The 18,456-nt window shown below is 62.1% G+C and carries 19 protein-coding genes and 1 pseudogene; 11 read left to right on the plus strand and 9 right to left on the minus strand.

The genetic code is table 11. The features are described 5' to 3' along the window. Positions 1–36: 36 nt before the first annotated feature. The 3 genes from ACK5NW_RS14015 to ACK5NW_RS14025 all read right to left on the minus strand — a co-directional run bounded on the left by ACK5NW_RS14015 (position 37) and on the right by ACK5NW_RS14025 (position 3,489). Complete coding sequence (locus ACK5NW_RS14015) at positions 37–1,917, minus strand: trypsin-like peptidase domain-containing protein (RefSeq protein WP_416929109.1); 1,881 nt, start codon at positions 1,915–1,917, stop codon at positions 37–39. A 193-nt stretch (positions 1,918–2,110) separates the two neighbouring features. Continuing rightward, positions 2,111–2,305, minus strand: a complete 195-nt coding sequence (locus ACK5NW_RS14020) for a DUF2905 domain-containing protein (RefSeq protein WP_416929111.1) — start codon at positions 2,303–2,305, stop codon at positions 2,111–2,113. A 17-nt stretch (positions 2,306–2,322) separates the two neighbouring features. Further along, positions 2,323–3,489: a class I SAM-dependent methyltransferase gene (locus ACK5NW_RS14025; RefSeq protein WP_416929113.1), complete on the minus strand. Its 1,167-nt coding sequence runs from the start codon at positions 3,487–3,489 to the stop codon at positions 2,323–2,325. A 178-nt stretch (positions 3,490–3,667) separates the two neighbouring features. Here ACK5NW_RS14025 and ACK5NW_RS14030 point away from each other — a divergent pair, with 178 nt between their 5' ends. From ACK5NW_RS14030 to ACK5NW_RS14040, 3 genes are read left to right on the plus strand one after another with little or no spacing between them, the layout of a single operon-like run. Beyond that, a complete protein-coding gene (locus tag ACK5NW_RS14030; RefSeq protein ID WP_416929115.1) occupies positions 3,668–4,492 on the plus strand; it encodes an SDR family oxidoreductase in 825 nt (274 codons plus the stop codon). Then, on the plus strand, positions 4,485–4,895 hold the full coding sequence (locus tag ACK5NW_RS14035) for a dihydroneopterin aldolase (protein WP_416929117.1): 411 nt from the start codon (positions 4,485–4,487) through the stop codon (positions 4,893–4,895). The genes ACK5NW_RS14030 and ACK5NW_RS14035 overlap by 8 nt, the downstream gene beginning before the upstream one ends. Positions 4,896–4,900: 5 nt before the next feature. Next, positions 4,901–5,272 carry a dihydroneopterin aldolase gene (locus tag ACK5NW_RS14040; protein ID WP_416929181.1) on the plus strand — a complete coding sequence of 124 codons (372 nt, stop codon included), beginning with the start codon at positions 4,901–4,903 and terminating at the stop codon, positions 5,270–5,272. 55 nt (positions 5,273–5,327) lie between these two features. Here ACK5NW_RS14040 and ACK5NW_RS14045 read toward each other — a convergent pair whose 3' ends face one another. Next, the gene (locus ACK5NW_RS14045) at positions 5,328–6,290 is read right to left on the minus strand and encodes a Dyp-type peroxidase (protein ID WP_416929119.1); all 963 of its coding nucleotides are present in this window, start codon (positions 6,288–6,290) and stop codon (positions 5,328–5,330) included. Positions 6,291–6,449: 159 nt separating this feature from the next. On the opposite strand from ACK5NW_RS14045, the gene ACK5NW_RS14050 reads away from it, so the two are divergent. After that, positions 6,450–7,280, plus strand: a complete 831-nt coding sequence (locus ACK5NW_RS14050) for an urease accessory protein UreD (RefSeq protein ID WP_416929121.1) — start codon at positions 6,450–6,452, stop codon at positions 7,278–7,280. Positions 7,281–7,297: 17 nt separating this feature from the next. On the opposite strand, the gene urtE is transcribed toward ACK5NW_RS14050, so the two are convergent. The 5 genes from urtE to urtA all read right to left on the minus strand — a co-directional run bounded on the left by urtE (position 7,298) and on the right by urtA (position 13,184). Then, positions 7,298–7,990 carry an urea ABC transporter ATP-binding subunit UrtE gene (urtE, locus tag ACK5NW_RS14055; RefSeq protein WP_416929123.1) on the minus strand — a complete coding sequence of 231 codons (693 nt, stop codon included), beginning with the start codon at positions 7,988–7,990 and terminating at the stop codon, positions 7,298–7,300. Between the two features lie 82 nt (positions 7,991–8,072). Further along, a complete protein-coding gene (gene urtD, locus ACK5NW_RS14060; protein WP_416929125.1) occupies positions 8,073–8,957 on the minus strand; it encodes an urea ABC transporter ATP-binding protein UrtD in 885 nt (294 codons plus the stop codon). Then, positions 8,954–10,123: an urea ABC transporter permease subunit UrtC gene (urtC, locus tag ACK5NW_RS14065; protein WP_416929127.1), complete on the minus strand. Its 1,170-nt coding sequence runs from the start codon at positions 10,121–10,123 to the stop codon at positions 8,954–8,956. Before urtC ends, urtD begins: the two co-directional genes overlap by 4 nt. Beyond that, positions 10,120–11,676, minus strand: a complete 1,557-nt coding sequence (gene urtB, locus ACK5NW_RS14070) for an urea ABC transporter permease subunit UrtB (protein WP_416929129.1) — start codon at positions 11,674–11,676, stop codon at positions 10,120–10,122. Before urtB ends, urtC begins: the two co-directional genes overlap by 4 nt. Before the next feature lie 230 nt (positions 11,677–11,906). Beyond that, complete coding sequence (gene urtA / locus ACK5NW_RS14075; RefSeq protein WP_416929131.1) at positions 11,907–13,184, minus strand: urea ABC transporter substrate-binding protein; 1,278 nt, start codon at positions 13,182–13,184, stop codon at positions 11,907–11,909. A gap of 308 nt (positions 13,185–13,492) precedes the next feature. Here urtA and ACK5NW_RS14080 point away from each other — a divergent pair, with 308 nt between their 5' ends. From ACK5NW_RS14080 to ACK5NW_RS14110, 7 genes and pseudogenes are all read left to right on the plus strand, one after another. After that, positions 13,493–13,795: an urease subunit gamma gene (locus tag ACK5NW_RS14080; protein ID WP_416929133.1), complete on the plus strand. Its 303-nt coding sequence runs from the start codon at positions 13,493–13,495 to the stop codon at positions 13,793–13,795. A gap of 94 nt (positions 13,796–13,889) precedes the next feature. Continuing rightward, positions 13,890–14,480 (plus strand): HupE/UreJ family protein, encoded by a 591-nt coding sequence (locus tag ACK5NW_RS14085; protein WP_416929135.1) that lies wholly within the window; start codon positions 13,890–13,892, stop codon positions 14,478–14,480. 10 nt (positions 14,481–14,490) lie between these two features. After that, a complete protein-coding gene (locus tag ACK5NW_RS14090; protein WP_416929137.1) occupies positions 14,491–14,796 on the plus strand; it encodes an urease subunit beta in 306 nt (101 codons plus the stop codon). After that, on the plus strand, positions 14,796–16,553 hold the full coding sequence (gene ureC / locus ACK5NW_RS14095) for an urease subunit alpha (RefSeq protein WP_416929139.1): 1,758 nt from the start codon (positions 14,796–14,798) through the stop codon (positions 16,551–16,553). Before ACK5NW_RS14090 ends, ureC begins: the two co-directional genes overlap by 1 nt. A 19-nt stretch (positions 16,554–16,572) precedes the next feature. Next, positions 16,573–17,211 carry a LysE family translocator gene (locus ACK5NW_RS14100; protein ID WP_416929141.1) on the plus strand — a complete coding sequence of 213 codons (639 nt, stop codon included), beginning with the start codon at positions 16,573–16,575 and terminating at the stop codon, positions 17,209–17,211. 21 nt (positions 17,212–17,232) lie between these two features. Further along, positions 17,233–17,736 (plus strand): annotated as a pseudogene (gene ureE / locus ACK5NW_RS14105) (urease accessory protein UreE); the annotation flags it as partial. Then, complete coding sequence (locus tag ACK5NW_RS14110) at positions 17,736–18,449, plus strand: urease accessory protein UreF (protein WP_416929143.1); 714 nt, start codon at positions 17,736–17,738, stop codon at positions 18,447–18,449. The pseudogene ureE and the gene ACK5NW_RS14110, both read left to right, overlap by 1 nt. Positions 18,450–18,456: the final 7 nt, after the last annotated feature.

Consider the following 18,456-nt stretch of genomic DNA (forward strand, 5'->3'; position numbering starts at 1 on the left):
CGGTACACACCACAGACAGAGTGACAAGCGCATGACTTATTGCGCTGGCCAAGCATAGTAAGCCGTCCCTTCGTAATCGAAGTCGGGGTAAGTGGCGATGACGTAATCGCGCTCGCCTTCGCTCATAGTGTAGAAATGCGCCCGGCGCTGCGCGCTGTAAAAGCGGTACAGCGCACTGGCCCCGCTGCCGCTGGCCGTTTGCGCGTACCACGTTGGGCCTTCGTAGGTGTAGACCGGCATGGTGTTGATCACATTGTCACGCTCAGCCGCACTGATGGTGTAGAAGTGCACGCCTGTTTCGGTGTTGTAGAAGCGATAAACCGGACTCGCATTGGCGGCGGTGCCGTTGTAGGCGCGGTAGCTGATGCCTTCGTAGCTGTACGTCGGCAGGGTAGAAATGACGTAGTCACGCTCAAGCGCGCTGTTGGTATAAAAGTGCGCGCTGGTGACCGAGTTGTAAAACCTGTAGACAGGTGACAGCGTTCCCGGCTCGGTCGAGATGGCAGGACTGAGCCACTGCGACAGTGCCGAATACGCCAGATCCAGACGGCCATACACATCCCACCCGCCTGGGTTGGCGCAACTGGCTGTTCCGCCCAGCAATTGCCCAATCACACTGCCGTCGCTGGCAAACAGCGCGCCGCCGCTGCTGCCGCCTTCGGTCACGCCTTGTGTCCAGACCGTGCGGTAAAACTGCCCGCGGCTGGAAGACACATCGTTGCAGTAACCCTCATCATCGCAACTGGAGTACGCCACCACGCCGCCCAGGCTGTATTTTTGCCAGTCACCATCGGGGTGATGGATAGAAAAAACACTGCTGCCTGTGGCGACGACAGCGCTGGCGTCCCAGCCGGCAAAGATGGGATTGTTCGGGCTCGCGTTCAGGCGCATGAAAGAGGTGTCCGTGCTCTCTGCGGCATGCAGCAAGGTCGCGCCGCCCGTCAGAATCTGAAAGCGGCTGTCACGTGTGGAGCCATTGCAACTGCTGGAACGGTAATTCCAGTACGTCTCCAGCGACGTCGCCACCGTCTGGCTGGAAATGCAGTGGTTGGCGCTGAGGAAGTACGGCGTGCCGTCTTCCTTGGTGTTGTTAAGCAAGGTGCCCGTGCACACATAACCGTCACCACCATTCACAAAATACATCAGCGCCACGGCACGCCGCAGTGTTTCGGTGCTGCTGGTGCACGTCACATCCACGTTGCAGGCACCAGCATCTTTGAGCTGCATTTCAGCATCGACCGGCAGCGCCTTCAGGTGCGACACCTGGGGCAGCGCCACTTTCAGTAGCGCGGGATCCGTACCTGCGGCCAAATCGAACTCCAGCACCGCCTCAGCGCCTTCCACCGTCGGCAGCCAATAAGTGTAGGCGGCATCGCCCGTGGCGCCGGCATCCAGGTTGCGCTGAATGGCGCGCAGCACTTCGGCGCTGGCCACTTCCACCACCTGTTCGGCGTTCGGGGCGTACACGCGCAACAAGGTGCCGGGCGGCAACTGCTCTATCCGCAGGCCCAAACGCAAGCCTTTGGCGGCGGGCGACTGCACGCTGATGGCCGCACGCTGGTGGCCATCAGCAGCCCCACTCCAGCTTAATTGCGCGGCTGTTGCAGCGCTGTCGGCGGCCTGCGCGACACTGCGTGCCACGCCAATTTGCTGTGGCTGACCGGGCTGGGCCGCGGTAATGGGGGCCGCCTTCAGACCCGACAGCGGCTCCAGCGTGATCGTACGCGGGGCCACCCGATCGGCTACTTTTTGCGCCACCTTCTGGATTTGCACCAGCTTGGTATCGACCGCCTCCACGCTTTCCAGCATGCCCAGCTTGGTGACCGCTGCTGTGGCCACCGGTGCGCTGCTCACGCTGATGGCGGTTGCACCATCACCGCCGCCACAGGCGGCCAACGTGATGGCAGAAAAAACCACGGTCAGCGCCCACCTGCCCCGGCTTGGCTGGTCAGTGAGGCCATCGCTCAAAGATAATTTTTCAAAGCCTTGATGATTCTGAGTTGAATGCATCGCGCTGCCCTTCTGATGTGCCGTGTGATCTGGATACGATCCCTGTAGTATCCCTGCTTTTTTGGTCGGCCATCGTTGAGCAACCGCCCCTCGGCGACCTTTACAACCAGCGCGCCATCAAGCTGGCCACCGCGCTCAAGATCAGGGTGGTGGTCAGCGGAATCGACCAGTCGCGCCCCAGCCACCGAAAGCGGAAGTCGCCCGGCAGCCGCCCCAGCCCCAGCTTGTGCAGCAGTGGCTGAAGCCAGCTGATGAGCATCAACGCCAGAAAAATCACCAGCATCCAGCGAATCACAGCGCGCCTCCCAAAACCTACAGCCGGTGCGTGCGGTCGCCCGCCGCAAACCCCAGCGCGGGCGCATGGCCCGGCGTGGCCAGGCCGATGACCTTGAACAGCTCACCCATTTCGTGCTCGGCCAGCAACTTCATGGCGTTGGCGCGCATGGGCAAATCGGCTGCTTCCATCATTTGTGCCATGCCGCAGTTGATCAGAAAACGCCCCTGACTGGTATAGCCCAGCACGTCCAGCCCCGCGTTTTGCGCCGCCAGTGCCACGCCAGTGAAATCGACATGCGCGGTGATGTCCTTGTCACCCACGCTGACCAACGGGTTGTCGTCCATCCGGTGCGCCTGGTGGCACACCAGCGTGCCCTGGGTGCGCTCAGGCAGCCAATACTCGGCCTCAGGAAAGCCGTAGTCGATCAAAAATGCGGCCCCGGTACCGCCCCTGCCCAGGGCCTGCGCCAATGTGCTGATGAAGGCCGTTTGCTGCGGGTGAATTTCCGTCACCACATCATGTGCGCCAGGCACATCAATGGGTGGGCGCAATGGTGTGGGGCGGTCTGACCATTCAAAAACCGCTTCAACCCTGTTTTTTGCTTCATGATTGATAGCTTCATGCGCTTGTGCAGACTGCGCCAAAAGACCAAAACGCTCTGAAGTTTTCACACCACGCTCAAACCACTCACCCTTGCTCCGCGCCAGCAGCTTGACGGGCATCGCGTCCAGCACCTCATTGCCCACCACCACGCCGCGCAAAGCATCGGGCAGCCGATCGGCCCACTGCACACGATCACCAAAATGCGCCAGCCGCTGCTGCTGGCGCGCACGCAACGCGCCCGATACATCGACGATGGTGTAGCGCGAAAGGGCCGTGCCTTGCGCATCCAGCGCATTGATCAACTGCTCGGCCAGTGCACCAGAGCCTGCGCCAAACTCCCACACCGTATCCGTGCCCGTGCTCCACAGACTCTGCGCCACTTGCACCGCCAGCGCGCGGCCAAACAGCGGCGACAGCTCAGGCGCGGTCACAAAATCGCTGCCCGACTGCGGCAAAACCCCAAACTTGGCGCTGTCATGCGCGTAATACCCCAGGCCCGGCGCATACAGCGCCAAATGCATGAAGCGGTCGAACGGCAGCCAGCCGCCTGTCGTGTTGACTTCCTGGGCGATCAGTTGGGTCAGCGAAAAATGGGCCATCGGGGCCGTAGAACAAGACACTGGGTTCACACGGGCGATTGTCGGTGATGCCAAGCACCCCGGCGCATTCAGGCTTTCGTCTGAAGCGCGCGCTCATTGGCGAGCTGCACGGGCAGTGCCTGCTCACGCATAATTTGCGCACCTCATCCCCTTTGAACAACACTGAACCCGTCCGTTAATGACAGAAAGCCGTCCAGAATCCTGGGTGTTGATCACAGGCGCTGCACGCCGCCTTGGGCGCGAGCTGTGCTTGGCTTTTGCTCGCCAGGGCTGGAATGTCCTGGGCCACTTCAGGCACTCAGCGGCAGATGCCCGCACCACACGCGAATCGGTCTTGTCGCTGGGTGTGCGCTGCGAGATGATCGAGGTCGATCTGGCGCACCCACAAGCGGCTGTATCGTTGATGGACGCTGCCATCAGTGCTGCGGGCACGGTGCCACGTTGCGTCGTCAACAACGCATCGAGCTTTGAATCTGACGATGCCACCACAGTGTCCGAGGACCAGTTGCAAGCGGCGCTGCAAACCAATTTGGTGGCACCGCTTTTGTTGGGCCAGCAGCAGCATCTGCGCCTTGGACAGCGGTGGCTTGACTGGCCCGGCGCTTGCAGCCTGATCCATGTGCTGGATCAGAAAGTGCACAACCTCAACCCGGATTATTTTTCATACACCGTCAGCAAACTGGCACTGGAGCGCGCAGTGGCCTTGCAGGCGCAGGCGCTGGCACCCAGGCTGCGTGTGTGCGGAGTTTCACCGGGGTTGATCTACGTCAGCGGTCCACAGTCCGAAAGCAATTTCGCCGCAGCCCGGCAGGTGAATTTGTTGCGCACCCCGATCGACCCGCCTCTGGTCACTGAAGCGGTGGTGTTTCTGGCCAGCAATGCCGCCTTGACTGGTGTGACCTTGCCGGTCGACAACGGGCAGCATCTGGTGCCTCTTGAGCGTGATGTGATGTTTTGGGTTGACGCCAATGGGCCCGCCTTAGAAGGCCATCAACATGAATGATGCGATGGTCGTGTTTGCGGCACTGGACCGACGGCTGGCCCTAGAATGCCGGACGTTGATACTGCGCGACTATGCGGTGCAGGTGCGCATCGGCATCCATGATTTTGAGCGCGCAACGCCACAACGCATGCTGTTTGACGTGGACTTGTGTGTCCCGCTCGACCATGCACCTGCACGGCACGATGACATCGGCCAGACGCTGGACTACGATTTTTTGCGCACACTAATTGCGCGTCTGGCCCATCAAACGCACTTTGAAATTCAGGAAACTCTGTGCGACGCGATCTTGAATGAGTTGTTGACACACCCACAGGTACAGGCCGCGCGCGTCACCACGCGCAAGCCCGACGTTTATCCCGATTGCGCGGCGGTAGGTACACAGCGCGTAGGGATCAAGCCATGATGACGATGCCGTTGACACATGGTGCCCACACGTTGGCGCTAACCGGGCTGCGCTTCAACGCCAATTTGGGCATCCTGGCACACGAAAAAACAGCGCCCCAACCCATCCAGGTCGATGCCGAATTAAGCCTGGGCGCGCAGCCGCTGCACCCGCGCGATGACGACATCACGCATGTGCTGGATTACCGCAAGGTGCGCCAGATCATCATTGACGAGTGCACCGCCGAACACGTGAACCTGCTGGAGACCTTGATTGGCAAGGTATGCGCACGGCTGATGCAATTGCCCGGCGTGCAGGGCGTGCGGGTCAAGATCACCAAGCTGGAGATTTTTGACGACTGCGAGGTGGCAATCCGCATGGAAGCGGGACGCTGGTGAGCACGTCTTTTTGAGTCGAACTCTTGTGAGCCAAAACGCGCTCACCCAACCCGCATCACGCCAGCGGATTGCCCTCGGCCAGCGATTCCAGCAATTCGGCCGACGGCACGAAAAACAGAGTGCCGGTCACGGCAGTGCTGAAGTCCAGCAACCGGTCGTAATTGCCGGGCGGGCGGCCAATGAACATGTTGGTCAGCATCAACTCGGTCACTGCCGGATCGCGGGCGTAACCGATGAAGTAGGTGCCGAACTCACCGCGCGAGGCGTTGGCAAAAGGCAGGTTGCCGCGCAAGATGGCCATCTCGTTACCGTCATCGTCTTCCACCACGTTCAGCGCCACATGCGAGTTGCTGGGTTTGATGTCGTCGGCCAGTTCCAGGTTGTCCGCCTTGGTGCGACCGATCACGCGCTCTTGCTCTTCGCTCGAAAGCTGGTTCCACGCGGCCATGTCGTGCAGGTACTTTTGCACGATAACGTAAGTGCCGCCCGCAAAAGGTGCATCTTCATCGCCGATCAGCACCGCCTCTTCAGCCTCGCGCCCTTCGGGGTTTTCCACCCCGTCCACAAAACCAATCATGGCGCGCGCATCAAAGTAGCGAAAACCGTGCACCTCATCAACAGGCTGCACCGCATCGCCCAGTGCGCGCATGCACAGCATGGCCAGCTCAAAGCACATATCTTCGCTGTCAGCGCGTATATGCAGCAGCATATCGCCCGGCGTGGACGGCGCGTGATGCTTGTCGCCACGCAAGGCTTTGAACTCGTGCAGACCGGCAGGACGCGGCGCGCCAAACAGCCTATCCCAGGCGCGCGCGCCAATGCCCACCGCCATGCGCAACTGCCGCTCAGGCAAGCGCCGCCCCACGCTGCGCACCAGGCCCGCCGCGCCGCCAAAAAAATCGCGCACAGCATCTTCGGCCTCTGCGCCGGGCGCAATATTCAGCACGATAAAGTGCGCGGCCATGCCGTGCATGTCGGCAGGGGTTTGAGGCTCGGGAGCATCGGTGATCGTGGGCATGGTAGTTTTTGACAAAGTAGATTCGGACAAGGCACGCGCCTTGCTTGATCACGTTGACCACGCAAGGCGATGTTCTGCACAAGTCTATCAACCCAACACCTTGAGCCAAGTCCACCCAAGCGTGAAAGTCGTGAATGTTTTAATCCCCCAGCGCAGCGCATGACCTGGAACGCCACCCTCCAACTCCGTTACGCCCTCCATGAGGGTCGCTCAGTTGTCCATCACCGGCATCATGGGCCACTGCGCGTGCTCAAAAGTCTGTACCCCGAGTCGCCAGCGATTTGCCACAACGTGCTGGTGCACCCACCCAGCGGCATTGCCGGTGGCGACACGCTGGCGATACAAGTGCATGTGCAGGCACACGCCCACGGTCTCATCAGCACCCCCGGTGCCACACGCTTTTACCGCTGCGACCAGGGCAGCGGCGTGCAGCGCGTGGACGTGCAACTGGACGAAGACGCGCGGCTGGAATGGCTGCCGCTGGAAACCCTGATCTACCCCGGCGCACGGGCTGAAAACCACCTGACGCTGGCTTTGGCACCCAGCGCCGCCATGATCGGCTGGGACGTCGTCGGCCTGGGCCTGCCGCACGCGGGTCAGCCGTTTGATCGCGGCCACTTGCGACAACGCATCGACTGGCCGGGCGTGTGGCTGGAGCAAGCGCTGATCAACGCCGAGGACGACCGCTTGCTGAACAGCCCCTTGGGCCTGAATGGTCAGCGCTGCATCGCCACCGCCTTTTGCGCCCACGGCTCACCTGTGCCGCGTGCCGCGCGCGAGCAGGCGCTCGACCTCACCCGTGCCGCGCTGGCCGCACACCCTCTGGCACCCCGTGCGGGAGTCACCTGGCTGAACGACCAGCTGCTGGTGGTGCGCGTGCTGGCCGACGTGACCGAACCGGCCACCGCCTTGCTGCGACAGGCGTGGGGCGTGTGGCGGCATCATTTCTGGCATATGCCTGCTACGCCGCCACGGGTTTGGGCCGTGTGAGGTGGGTTACATGGGCCTCATATCGCCACCAAGCGCCGAATCCCCTTGGCCGCCATCTCGCTGCCCGGCCCTTGGGCAATGACTTCGCCGCGCTCCATGACCAAATACTCGTCGGCCAGATTTTCGGCAAAGTCGTAATACTGCTCGCACAGCAAGATGGCCATATCGCCGCGGTCGGCCAGCATGCGGATGACACGGCCGATGTCCTTGATGATCGACGGCTGAATGCCCTCGGTCGGCTCATCCAGAATCAGCAGCCTGGGGCCGGGGGCCAGTGCACGTGCAATGGCCAGTTGCTGCTGCTGGCCGCCTGACAAATCCCCGCCGCGCCGCTGGCGCATTTGGTCGAGGACGGGAAATAACTCAAACAACTCCGGCGGAATGGATGTGCCCGCCGGGCGGTAGGCCAGGCCCATGCGCAGATTTTCTTCCACCGTCAGGCGACCAAAAATTTCGCGCCCTTGCGGCACAAAGCCCATGCCAGCGCGGGCGCGCTCATACGGGGTGCGGCTTTGCAACGGCTGGCCGTTGAGTTCGATACCGCCGGTTTTAATGGGCACCAGCCCCATCAGGCTTTTAAGCAAGGTGGTTTTGCCCACGCCGTTGCGCCCCAGCAGCACAGTGACTTTGCCAATATGCGCTTGCAAGCTGACGTTGCGCAGGATGTGCGATCCACCGTAGTACTGGTTGATGTCTTTGACCTTGAGCATATGCAGTTTATGAATGAAATTGGCCTTCAATGCCAACGCAACAAGCGAATAGATTTTTATGGATTCGAGGGCACAAATTACGTCAACGCCCCAGATATGACTCGATCACCCGTTCATCAGCCTGCACCGCATCCAGTGTGCCCTGGGCCAGCACGCGGCCTTCGGCCAGCACGGTGACGGTGCCGGTGTCGCCCGCAATGGCGCGGATGAAGTGCATGTCGTGCTCTACCACCATCAGGCTGTGTTGGCCTTTGAGTGTGAGAAACAGCTCGGCGGTACGCGCGGTTTCTTCATCGGTCATGCCAGCGACGGGTTCGTCCAGCAGCAGCAAGGCGGGTTGCTGCATCAGCAGCATGCCAATTTCCAGCCACTGCTTTTGACCGTGGCTCAACAGTCCAGCCTGGCGGTGCACATGCTCGTTCAGGTGGATGGTGTGCAGCACGCTGGCCAGTTGGTCTTTTTGTTCGTCATCCAGCGTAAACACCATCGACGGGCGGATGCGCTTGTCGGTCTTGAGCGCCAGCTCCAGGTTCTCGAACACCGTCAACTGCTCGAACACGGTGGGCTTTTGGAACTTGCGGCCAATGCCCAGTTGGGCAATTTCAGGCTCGTTGTGGCGCAGCAGGTCGATGGTGGAGCCGAAGTACACGGTGCCGCTGTCGGGCCGCGTCTTGCCAGTGATGATGTCCATCATCGTCGTCTTGCCCGCGCCGTTGGGGCCGATGATGCAGCGCAGCTCGCCGGGGGCGATGTCGATGTTCAGGCCGTTAATGGCCTTGAAACCATCGAACGCCACATGCACGTCTTCCAGATAAAGAATGCGCCCGTGCGTTACGTCCACCTTGCCCCACGTGGCGATGCGGCCATAAGAGGCGGTGCGTCCGCCGGATTCTGTTTTGCCCACTTCGATGCGGGCAGTGTGCGCTTGCAGGCGCTGGGCACCAGCTTCCATCAAATCAGGGGTCATGTGCTTTTTTCCTTGCGCCGCAAGCGGATCTTCAGACGAGCTTTCAGGCGGCGTGCCAGCCCCACCACGCCATCGGGCAACCACAGCGTGACGGCGATGAACAGCGCACCCAGAAAGTACAGCCAGAATTCGGGCGCAGCCACCGTCAGCCAGCTCTTGGCACCATTGACGATAAAGGCACCGACGATAGGCCCGATCAACGTCGCGCGCCCACCCACAGCCGTCCAGATGACGATCTCGATCGAGGCAGCCGGACTCATCTCACCGGGGTTGATGATGCCCACCTGCGGCACATACAGCGCCCCGGCCACGCCGCACATCATGGCGCTGATGACCCAGATGCTGAGTTTGTAGGGCAGCGGCGCATAGCCCGAAAACATGACCCGGCTTTCTGCGTCCCGAATGGCTTGCAACACGCGCCCGTATTTGCTGCGAACCAGCCAGCGCGCCAGCAAAAAGAAAACCAGCAGCGTCAGGCCCGTCAGCACGAAAAGCGCCATGCGCATCTCGGGCGTGGCCATGGGCAATCCGGCGATGCGCTTGAAATCGGTAAAACCATTGTTGCCGCCAAAGCCGGTTTCATTGCGAAAAAACAGCAGCATCGCCGCCACCGTCAGCGCCTGCGTAATGATGGAAAAGTACACCCCTTTGATGCGCGAGCGAAAGGCAAACCAGCCGAACACAAAGGCCACCAGCCCCGGCACGGCCACAATCAAAATCAGGGTAGCGGCCAAGCTGTCCGACAGCAGCCAGTGCCAGGGCAGTTCTTTCCAGTCCAGAAACACCATAAAGTCAGGCAGATCGTTCTGATAGCTGCCCTCGCGCCCAATCTGACGCATCAGGTACATGCCCATCACGTAACCGCCCAACGCAAAGAACAGGCCATGCCCCAGGCTCAGAATGCCGGTGTAGCCCCAGATCAAATCCATCGCCAACGCGCAGATGGCGTAGCACATGATCTTGCCCAGCAGGCCCAGCATGTAGTCCGACAAATGCAGCGCGCTGTCCTCGGGCACCCACAAATTGAGCGCCGGTGCCACCGCGCAAACGACGATCAGCGCGGCCAAAAAAACGCCCCAGCCACCGCGCGTGAGCAAAGGCGTGCGCGCAGGCAGTAGCAAGGCGGCAGACGTGGCTGCGGAGGATGAAGACCACACAGCGCTCATGCTTCACGCCCTTTCAGTGCAAAGATGCCTTGCGGGCGTTTTTGAATGAACACGATGATGAACAGCAGCACCGCAATTTTGGCCAGCACTGCGCCGCTCCAGCCTTCAAGCAACTTGCCCGCCAGCCCCAGGCCCAGCGCGGCGTACACCGCGCCCGCCAGTTGGCCCACGCCGCCCAGCACCACCACCATGAACGAATCGACGATGTAGGCTTGCCCCAGATCCGGCCCCACGTTGCCCACTTGGCTCAAGGCGCAGCCCGCCAGCCCCGCAATGCCTGAGCCAAGCGCAAAAGCATAGGTGTCGATGCGGGCGGTGTTCACCCCCATACACGAGGCAATGGGGCGGTTTTGCGTGACCCCGCGCACGAACAGCCCCAGCCGTGTGCGGCCAATCAGATACGCCACACCCGCCAGCACCGCCACCGCAAAGACGATGATGACAAGGCGGTTGTAGGGCAGCATCAAATTGGGCAACACCTGCCAGCCGCCGCTCATCCACGCTGGGTTTTCCACGCCGACGTTTTGCGCGCCGAACAGCGAGCGCACGCACTGGATCAACACCAGGCTGATGCCCCAGGTGGCCAGCAATGTTTCCAGCGGGCGGCCGTACAGAAAGCGGATCACCCCGCGCTCGAGCACGGCACCCACCCCGGCAGAGGCCGCAAACGCCACCGGCACCGCCACCACCAGGTACCAGCCAAAAGCGCTGTCGGGCAGATAGCGCTGAAACGCCGCCTGCGTCAGGTAAGTGGCGTAAGCGCCGATCATGATCAGCTCGCCGTGCGCCATGTTGATCACGCCCATCAACCCGTAGGTAATGGCCAGGCCCAGCGCCGCCAGCAGCAGAATCGACCCCAGGCTGAGGCCGGTAAACAGCACGCCCAGCCGCTCACCCCAGGCCAGCCCTTCGTCGATGCGCGCGATGGCGGACTGGATGGCGACCTTGACTTTGGGGTCATCTTCGCGACTCAACTGCTCGTTCAGCAGCAGCTTCACGTCTGGGCTGCGCGCTTTTTGCAGCGCCTCGGCGGCTTGCAAACGTTGGCCCGCATCGTCACTGACCAGCAGCGTGGTGGCCCGCGCACGCTCCAGCCATTCACGCACCACGCCGTCTTGTTCGCGCGTCAAGGCGTTTTCAATCAGTGGCAGACGGGATTCGTCAGGTTCTTTCATCAGCGCGCGCGCAGCTTCTGTGCGCAAGGCGGGGTCGCCACTTTGCAACTGCAAGGCCGCCTTGGCCGCATCCAGCGCGCCGCGCAGGTAGTTGTTGTTGATCACGTCTTCGGCGTCATCGGGCAGTTGCACAGCGTCGCCAGTAACCGGATCGCTCGCCTGCTCGCCCTGCACCACATAAGCGGCGTGCGCGGTAACTTTGACCGCATCGTCTGCCAGAGCGTCGATAAAGGCGCGGGTGCGTTCATCGGCGTTCAGTACGGCGCTGTTGATGGCTTGCACGCGCGATTCGCTGTCACCGGTGGCCATGCCCAGGGCCTGCTCGACCGTCAACGCCCAGGCCGCCGGGGCCAGGCACAGCAGCGCCAGCCACAGCATTACGCTGCGCCATGCGAGGGACAGCCAAAGCCAGCGACGGTGAATCAAGCGTGGCCGGTTTATAGAAATTTCAAACAAAGCAGGCTCCAGCGCGAATTCCAGCGCCAATGCAAAAAACGCAAGCAGCTATCAAAACAAAAGCAAATGCTTTGGCTGTGTTTCAAAGATCGCTTTAAAAACCAAAAAAAGCGGGTGAAGGTTGGCACCCTCACCGCACGCACACTGCGGGCTTAATCAGCCACCTTGGTTTTGCCGTCCGGCTCGTCTTTTTTCTTGTCGTTGCCAGAAATGAAGGGACTCCAGGGCTGCGCCTTGACGGGGCCTTTGGTCTTCCACACCACGTTGAATTGGCCGTCGGCGCGGATCTCACCCACCAGCACGGGTTTGTGCAGATGGTGGTTTTTCTCGTCCATCTTCACCGTGAAACCATCCGGGGCCTTGAACTGCTGCCCCGCCATGGCGGCAATCACCTTGTCGGTATCGGTGCTCTTGGCTTTTTCGACCGCCTGCTTCCACATGTGGATGCCGATGTAGGTGGCTTCCATCGGGTCATTGGTCAGCGGCTTACTGGCCTGACCGGGCAGATTTTTGTTTTTGGCATAGGCGCTCCAGTCCTTGATCCAGGCGGCATTGGCGGGATTTTTCACCGACATGAAGTAGTTCCACGCCGCCAGATGGCCCACCAGTGGTTTGGTGTCTACGCCGCGCAGCTCTTCTTCACCCACACTGAAGGCCATCACCGGCACATCTTTGGCTTTCAGTCCCGCGTTGCCCAGCTCTTTGTAAAACGGCACATTGGAGTCGCCATTGATGGTGGAGATGACGGCCGTCTTGCCACCAGCAGAAAATTTCTTGATATCCGCCACGATGGTCTGGTAGTCGCTGTGGCCGAACGGCGTATAGGTTTCCATGATGTCGCCGTCTTTCACGCCTTTGGATTTGAGAAAGGCGCGCAGAATTTTGTTGGTGGTGCGCGGGTACACGTAATCAGTGCCCAGCAGCACAAAACGCTTGGCACCGCCGCCTTCCTTGCCCATCAGGTATTCCACCGCTGGAATCGCTTGCTGGTTGGGTGCCGCGCCGGTGTAAAACACGTTCTTCGAGAGTTCCTCGCCTTCATATTGCACGGGATAGAACAGCAGGCCGTTCATTTCCTCAAACACCGGCAGCACCGATTTGCGGCTGACCGATGTCCAGCAGCCAAACACCACCGCCACCTTGTCTTGTCCCAGCAGTTGCTTGGCTTTTTCAGCAAACAAGGGCCAGTTGGACGCCGGATCGACCACCACCGGCTCAAGCTGCTTGCCCAGCACGCCGCCCTTGGCGTTGATCTCGTCGATGGCCATCAGCGCCATATCTTTGAGCGCCGTCTCAGAAATCGCCATGGTGCCCGAAAGCGAATGCAAGATGCCCACCTTGATGGTGTCGGCCGCGTGGGCAGGCAACACGGCAAAGCCACTGAGCGCAGCGGCAGCAGCCAAAGCCTTGAGGGTGAAACGACGTTGCATGATGGGGTACTCCTGTTTCAGTTCGAGGCCGACAATGACCGCATCAAAGGCAATGCAACGACCGTGCCAGCCTATGCGCTTGATCGTCATCAGCGACCACGCAACGCCTGTCATTCCAAGAGCTGCACGCGCTCATGCTGCGCACGGCAGCGCAAGCGCATGCACCACATTGGCAGCCGGTGCACCATCAGTGAACACCCGGCGCACCAGGCCGGGGCGCTTCGTCGTGCGACGCACCGAGCCAAAGCTGGCGCGCAACTTGCGTGCACCATCATCGACTGAACCAACGCACCATTGCTGCGCGCCCCATGGAACTGACCCCCCGCGAAAAAGACAAGCTGCTGATCTTCACTGCCGCATTGCTGGCTGAGCGGCGCAAGGCGCGTGGCCTGAAGCTGAACTACCCCGAGGCGGTGGCCTTGATCAGCGCCGCCGTCATGGAAGGCGCACGCGACGGCAAAACGGTGGCCGCGTTGATGGCCGATGGCCGCGCCGTGCTGGCGCGCGCCGATGTGATGGAAGGGGTGCCAGAGATGGTGGCCGACATCCAGGTCGAGGCGACCTTCCCGGACGGCACCAAGCTGGTGACGGTGCACCAGCCCATTGTGTAAACGCTCAAGCCATTCAAGACATTTCGGCTTCTGGAGCTATCCATACAAACACAACATACAAACACAAACCAGCCATGACAAAGACAAAGCAACCATGAAAATTAAAGCAACTTCTCTTCTCGCCTGTCCGGTGTTGATGACACCTGCCGTCGCCTTGGCCCATACCGGTGTCTTGGCCGATCACACGCACACGGGCTTTGCTGCAGGGCTGCTGCACCCGCTCACTGGTGCTGACCATTTGGCCGCCATGCTGGCGGTGGGGGTGTGGAGCGCGCTGGCCGTCCGCCCGGTGTGGCTGGCGCCGCTGGCCTTTGTCGGCATGTTGCTGGCCGGTGCGCTGGCGGCGCAGGCCGGGTTGGTGCTGCCCGGGGTGGAGCCGATGATTGCGGCCTCGCTGCTGGTACTGGGGCTGCTGGTGGCCATGCGCGCCCGACTGCCGCGCGCGGCAGCGGTGGGTCTGTGCGGCCTGTTTGCGTTCTTCCATGGCGCGGCGCACGGTGCTGAGCTGGGCGACGGCGCGGCCGCCTGGTCGGCGCTGGCCGGTATGGTGGTGGCCACCGCCGCGCTGCACGCCAGTGGCATCGGTCTGGGCCGGTGGGTGCTGGCGCGCAGACAGTGGCTGGCCCGTTTCAGCGGCGCTGCCGTGGCGTTGCTGGGCGCAGCTTTGCTGCTGCGCCTGGTGTGAGGGACGCACCATGATTCCCGGCGAAATGTTCGTTGAAGCGGGCGAGCACATGCTCAACCCTGGTCGGCGCACCATCACGTTGGTGGTGAAAAACACCGCCGATCGGCCAATTCAGGTCGGCTCGCACTACCACTTTGCCGAAACCAATGCCGCGCTCGACTTTGACCGTGTCGCCGCGCATGGCATGCGCTTGAACATTGGTTCGGGACTGGCCGTGCGCTTTGAACCCGGCCAGCAACGCACCGTGGATCTGGTGGACTTTGGCGGCGAACGCGTGGTGTACGGCTTTCGCGGTTTGGTTCAAGGAGCGCTGTGATGGCCCAGATCGACAAGCGTGCCTACGCAGAAACCTACGGCCCCACGGTGGGCGACCGCGTCCGGCTGGCCGACACCGACCTGGTGATCGAAGTTGAGAAAGACTACACCCTGACCGCTGGCGGCTACGGTGAAGAGGTCAAGTTCGGCGGCGGCAAGACCATCCGCGACGGCATGGCGCAAAGCCAGCGCACACGCGACGGGACTGGCACAGGCCCCTGCGGTGGCGGCGCTGTGGACACGGTGATCACCAACGCCCTCATTCTGGACCACTGGGGCATCGTCAAGGCCGACATTGGCCTGAAGGGCGGCCGCATTGCCGCCATTGGCAAGGCAGGCAACCCGGACACGCAGCCGGGCGTTGACATCGTCATCGGCCCCGGCACCGAGATCATTGCGGGCGAAGGCCACATCGTCACCGCTGGTGGTATCGACAGCCACATTCACTTCATCTGCCCGCAGCAGATTGAGGAAGCGCTGGCCAGCGGCGTGACCACCATGCTCGGCGGCGGCACCGGCCCGGCCACGGGCACCTTCGCCACCACCTGCACGCCGGGGCCGTGGCATATCGAGCGCATGCTGCAAGCGGCAGACGCTTTCCCGATGAATCTGGGCTTCTTCGGCAAGGGCAACGCCAGCCTGCCCGGTGCGCTGCAAGAACAGGTGCAGGCCGGCGTGATCGGCCTGAAACTGCACGAAGACTGGGGCACCACGCCGAGCGCCATCAACACTTGTCTGTGCGTGGCCGAAGACCTGGACGTGCAGGTGGCGATCCACTCAGACACATTGAACGAATCGGGTTTTGTCGAAAACACCATTGCCGCCACGAAAGACAAAAATGGTGTGGGCCGCACGCTGTGCGCCTTTCACACCGAAGGCGCGGGCGGCGGCCACGCCCCTGACATTCTGCGGGTGGTGGGCGAAGCCAACTTTCTGCCCAGTTCCACCAACCCCACCATGCCGTACACGCGCAACACGCTGGACGAGCATGTGGACATGCTGATGGTCTGTCACCATCTGGATGCGGCCATCGCCGAAGACTTGGCTTTCGCCGAAAGCCGCATCCGCAAAGAGACCATTGCCGCTGAAGATATCTTGCACGACATCGGTGCCATCAGCATGATGAGCAGCGACAGCCAGGCCATGGGGCGCGTCGGCGAGGTGATCTTGCGCACGTGGCAGACCGCGCACAAGATGAAAGTGCAGCGCGGCACCCTGCCAGAAGACAGCGCTCGCCACGACAACGCGCGTGCCAAACGCTACGTGGCCAAATACACCATCAACCCCGCCATCGCGCACGGCCTGAGTCACGAAGTGGGCAGCCTAGAAGTGGGCAAATGGGCCGACATCGTGCTGTGGAAGCCCGCATTCTTTGGCGTTAAGCCGTTTTGCATATTGAAAGGTGGCAGCATCGCCCTGGCCGCCATGGGCGACCCCAACGCCAGCATTCCCACGCCGCAACCCGTGCACTACCGGCCTATGTTTGGGGCTTATGCGGGCAGCAATGCACGCAGCAGCCTCACGTTTGTCTCACAGGCGGGGTTTGACGCAGGTGTGGCGCAGCGCTACGGCCTGGCCAAGACCATCGGTGTGGCCAAGGGCATTCGGGGCGTGCGCAAGCAGCACATGGTGCACAACGGCCTGACGCCCAAGATGGAGATCGACCACCAGACCTACGCCGTGCGTGCCGACGGACAGCTGCTGGTGTGCGAACCCGCCAAGGTGCTGCCGATGGCGCAGCGGTATTTTTTGTTCTGATCCTCACGGACGGACCATCATGCTTCCTGCCACTTCCTTGTTGCTGGCCTTTGTTGCCGCCAGCCTCGCGCTGACCCTGACGCCGGGTCCGGCCGTTGTCTACATCGTGGCACGCACCGTGGCGCAGGGCCGCACATATGGCGTGGTTTCAGTTCTGGGCGTGGCCTTGGGCAATTTCGCCAATGCGGTGGGTGCCGCCCTGGGGTTGGCGGCGCTGTTCGCAGTGTCGGCCGCAGCCTTCACCGTGGTGAAGTGGGCGGGCGCGGCGTACCTGGTCTATCTGGGCATCCAGATGTGGTGCCAGCCTCCGCTGCGTTCCGGTCAGCCGCAACTTGCGTCGGCAAAGCCCTTGCGCCAGGTGTTCCGAGATGGCTTTGTCGTGGCCATGCTCAACCCCAAGACGGCCTTGTTCTTCGCGGCCTTTTTGCCGCAATTTCTGGATTCGCACGCGATCCCTTTGGTTCAGATACTGGCATTGGGTGCCGTGTTCTGCGCCATTGCGGCTTGCACCGACCTGATGTACGTCACCCTGGCCAGCGTCATTGCGCCGCGCCTATCGCGCCGGGCCCAGCACGCCGTGTGGGGCCACCGACTCGCGGGCACCTCATTCATTGGCCTGGGCTTGCTCACGGCGGTGGGCGTCAAGCCGGGCAAGTGAGTCGCACCTGCTGAATTCGTCATGCTCACCGCCAACAAACTCATGCCTCAGTCCCACGGTCTGGCCGATGCCTTGCTCAAGCGCGCCGCCACCGTGGCGCTGGATTGGGACGTGCGCCAGAAAAGCCGCTTTGCCGCCACCGACTCGCAGGGGCGGGAGCTGGGCGTGTTTTTGCCACGCGGCACGGTGGTGCGCGGCGGCGACGTGTTGGTGGCCGAAGACGGCTCGCTGGTGCGTGTGCTGGCCGCGCCGCAGCCGGTGCTGCGCATCACGCCGTGTGCCGAGCACGGCACGCCGTTCGACTTGACGCGCGCGGCCTACCACCTGGGCAACCGCCACGTGCCTATTGAACTGAAGCCCGACCACCTGAAGATCGAGCCTGATCACGTGCTGGCGGGCATGCTGCGCGCCATGCACCTGACGGTGTGCGAGGCAAGCGCGCCATTCGAGCCTGAAGCTGGGGCTTACGGCGGTGGGAACAGCCACGGTCATGCACATGCGCATTCACACCCTCACGACCACGGATGAGCGCCTCTTTGCCAGCCACCGACCTTTCCGCTGCCAGCCTGCTGCGACTGATCTGGCTGGCATCGCCCGCCTTGCCAGTCGGTGGGTTTTCGTATTCGGAAGGACTGGAGGCGGCCATCGAGAGCGACCGGATCACGTCGGAGGCGGGTACCGCCGATTGGCTCAGCGACCAGCTGCACCTGTCGCAGGCCCGTGCCGACCTGCCCGCACTGGCACAGGCCATCGTGTCGTGGCGTGAGGGTGATCTGGCGCGCGCCGCTGCCCTCAACGCCTGGGTGCTGCACACGCGCGAAAGCAGCGAGCTGCGCCTGCAAACCGAGCAGATGGGCCGCTCGCTGACCGACTGGCTGCGCAACCAGTATGCCGATGCGCCCCATGCTCAACCGCGCATCACCGCGCTGGCGGGCATGAACCCCAGCTACCCCATCGCCTTCGCCCTGGCCTGCGCGCTGGCCGAGGTGCCCGCGCGCGAAGCGCTGATGGCCGCCGCCTTCGGCTGGGCCGAAAACATGGTGCAAGCCGCCATCAAAGCCGTGCCGCTGGGCCAGAGCGCGGGCCAGCGCATTCTGGCGCGGCTGGCGCGCGAGATCCCCACCGCCGCCGAACACGCCCTGACGCTGGGCGACGATCAGCGCCAGTCGTTCACGCCCATGCTGGCCATACTTTCCGCACAACACGAGGCGCAATATTCGCGCCTGTTTCGCTCCTGATCTGTTT

Origin of the sequence: Ottowia sp. (assembly GCF_047975795.1) — a bacterium.
Taxonomy (GTDB): Bacteria; Pseudomonadota; Gammaproteobacteria; order Burkholderiales; family Burkholderiaceae_C; genus Ottowia.

Coding starts and splice junctions, on each gene's coding strand:
- ACK5NW_RS14110 (WP_416929143.1), top strand. CDS start 17,736: ATGAGCGCCTCTTTGCCAGCCACCGACCTTTCCGCTGCCAGCCTGCTG.
- ACK5NW_RS14030 (WP_416929115.1), top strand. CDS start 3,668: ATGACAGAAAGCCGTCCAGAATCCTGGGTGTTGATCACAGGCGCTGCA.
- ACK5NW_RS14085 (WP_416929135.1), top strand. CDS start 13,890: ATGAAAATTAAAGCAACTTCTCTTCTCGCCTGTCCGGTGTTGATGACA.
- ACK5NW_RS14050 (WP_416929121.1), top strand. CDS start 6,450: ATGACCTGGAACGCCACCCTCCAACTCCGTTACGCCCTCCATGAGGGT.
- ACK5NW_RS14080 (WP_416929133.1), top strand. CDS start 13,493: ATGGAACTGACCCCCCGCGAAAAAGACAAGCTGCTGATCTTCACTGCC.
- urtC (WP_416929127.1), bottom strand. CDS start 10,123: ATGAGCGCTGTGTGGTCTTCATCCTCCGCAGCCACGTCTGCCGCCTTG.
- ACK5NW_RS14040 (WP_416929181.1), top strand. CDS start 4,901: ATGCCGTTGACACATGGTGCCCACACGTTGGCGCTAACCGGGCTGCGC.
- ACK5NW_RS14090 (WP_416929137.1), top strand. CDS start 14,491: ATGATTCCCGGCGAAATGTTCGTTGAAGCGGGCGAGCACATGCTCAAC.
- urtD (WP_416929125.1), bottom strand. CDS start 8,957: ATGACCCCTGATTTGATGGAAGCTGGTGCCCAGCGCCTGCAAGCGCAC.
- ureC (WP_416929139.1), top strand. CDS start 14,796: ATGGCCCAGATCGACAAGCGTGCCTACGCAGAAACCTACGGCCCCACG.
- ACK5NW_RS14045 (WP_416929119.1), bottom strand. CDS start 6,290: ATGCCCACGATCACCGATGCTCCCGAGCCTCAAACCCCTGCCGACATG.
- ACK5NW_RS14025 (WP_416929113.1), bottom strand. CDS start 3,489: ATGGCCCATTTTTCGCTGACCCAACTGATCGCCCAGGAAGTCAACACG.
- urtA (WP_416929131.1), bottom strand. CDS start 13,184: ATGCAACGTCGTTTCACCCTCAAGGCTTTGGCTGCTGCCGCTGCGCTC.
- ACK5NW_RS14035 (WP_416929117.1), top strand. CDS start 4,485: ATGAATGATGCGATGGTCGTGTTTGCGGCACTGGACCGACGGCTGGCC.
- ACK5NW_RS14100 (WP_416929141.1), top strand. CDS start 16,573: ATGCTTCCTGCCACTTCCTTGTTGCTGGCCTTTGTTGCCGCCAGCCTC.
- urtB (WP_416929129.1), bottom strand. CDS start 11,676: ATGCTGTGGCTGGCGCTGCTGTGCCTGGCCCCGGCGGCCTGGGCGTTG.
- urtE (WP_416929123.1), bottom strand. CDS start 7,990: ATGCTCAAGGTCAAAGACATCAACCAGTACTACGGTGGATCGCACATC.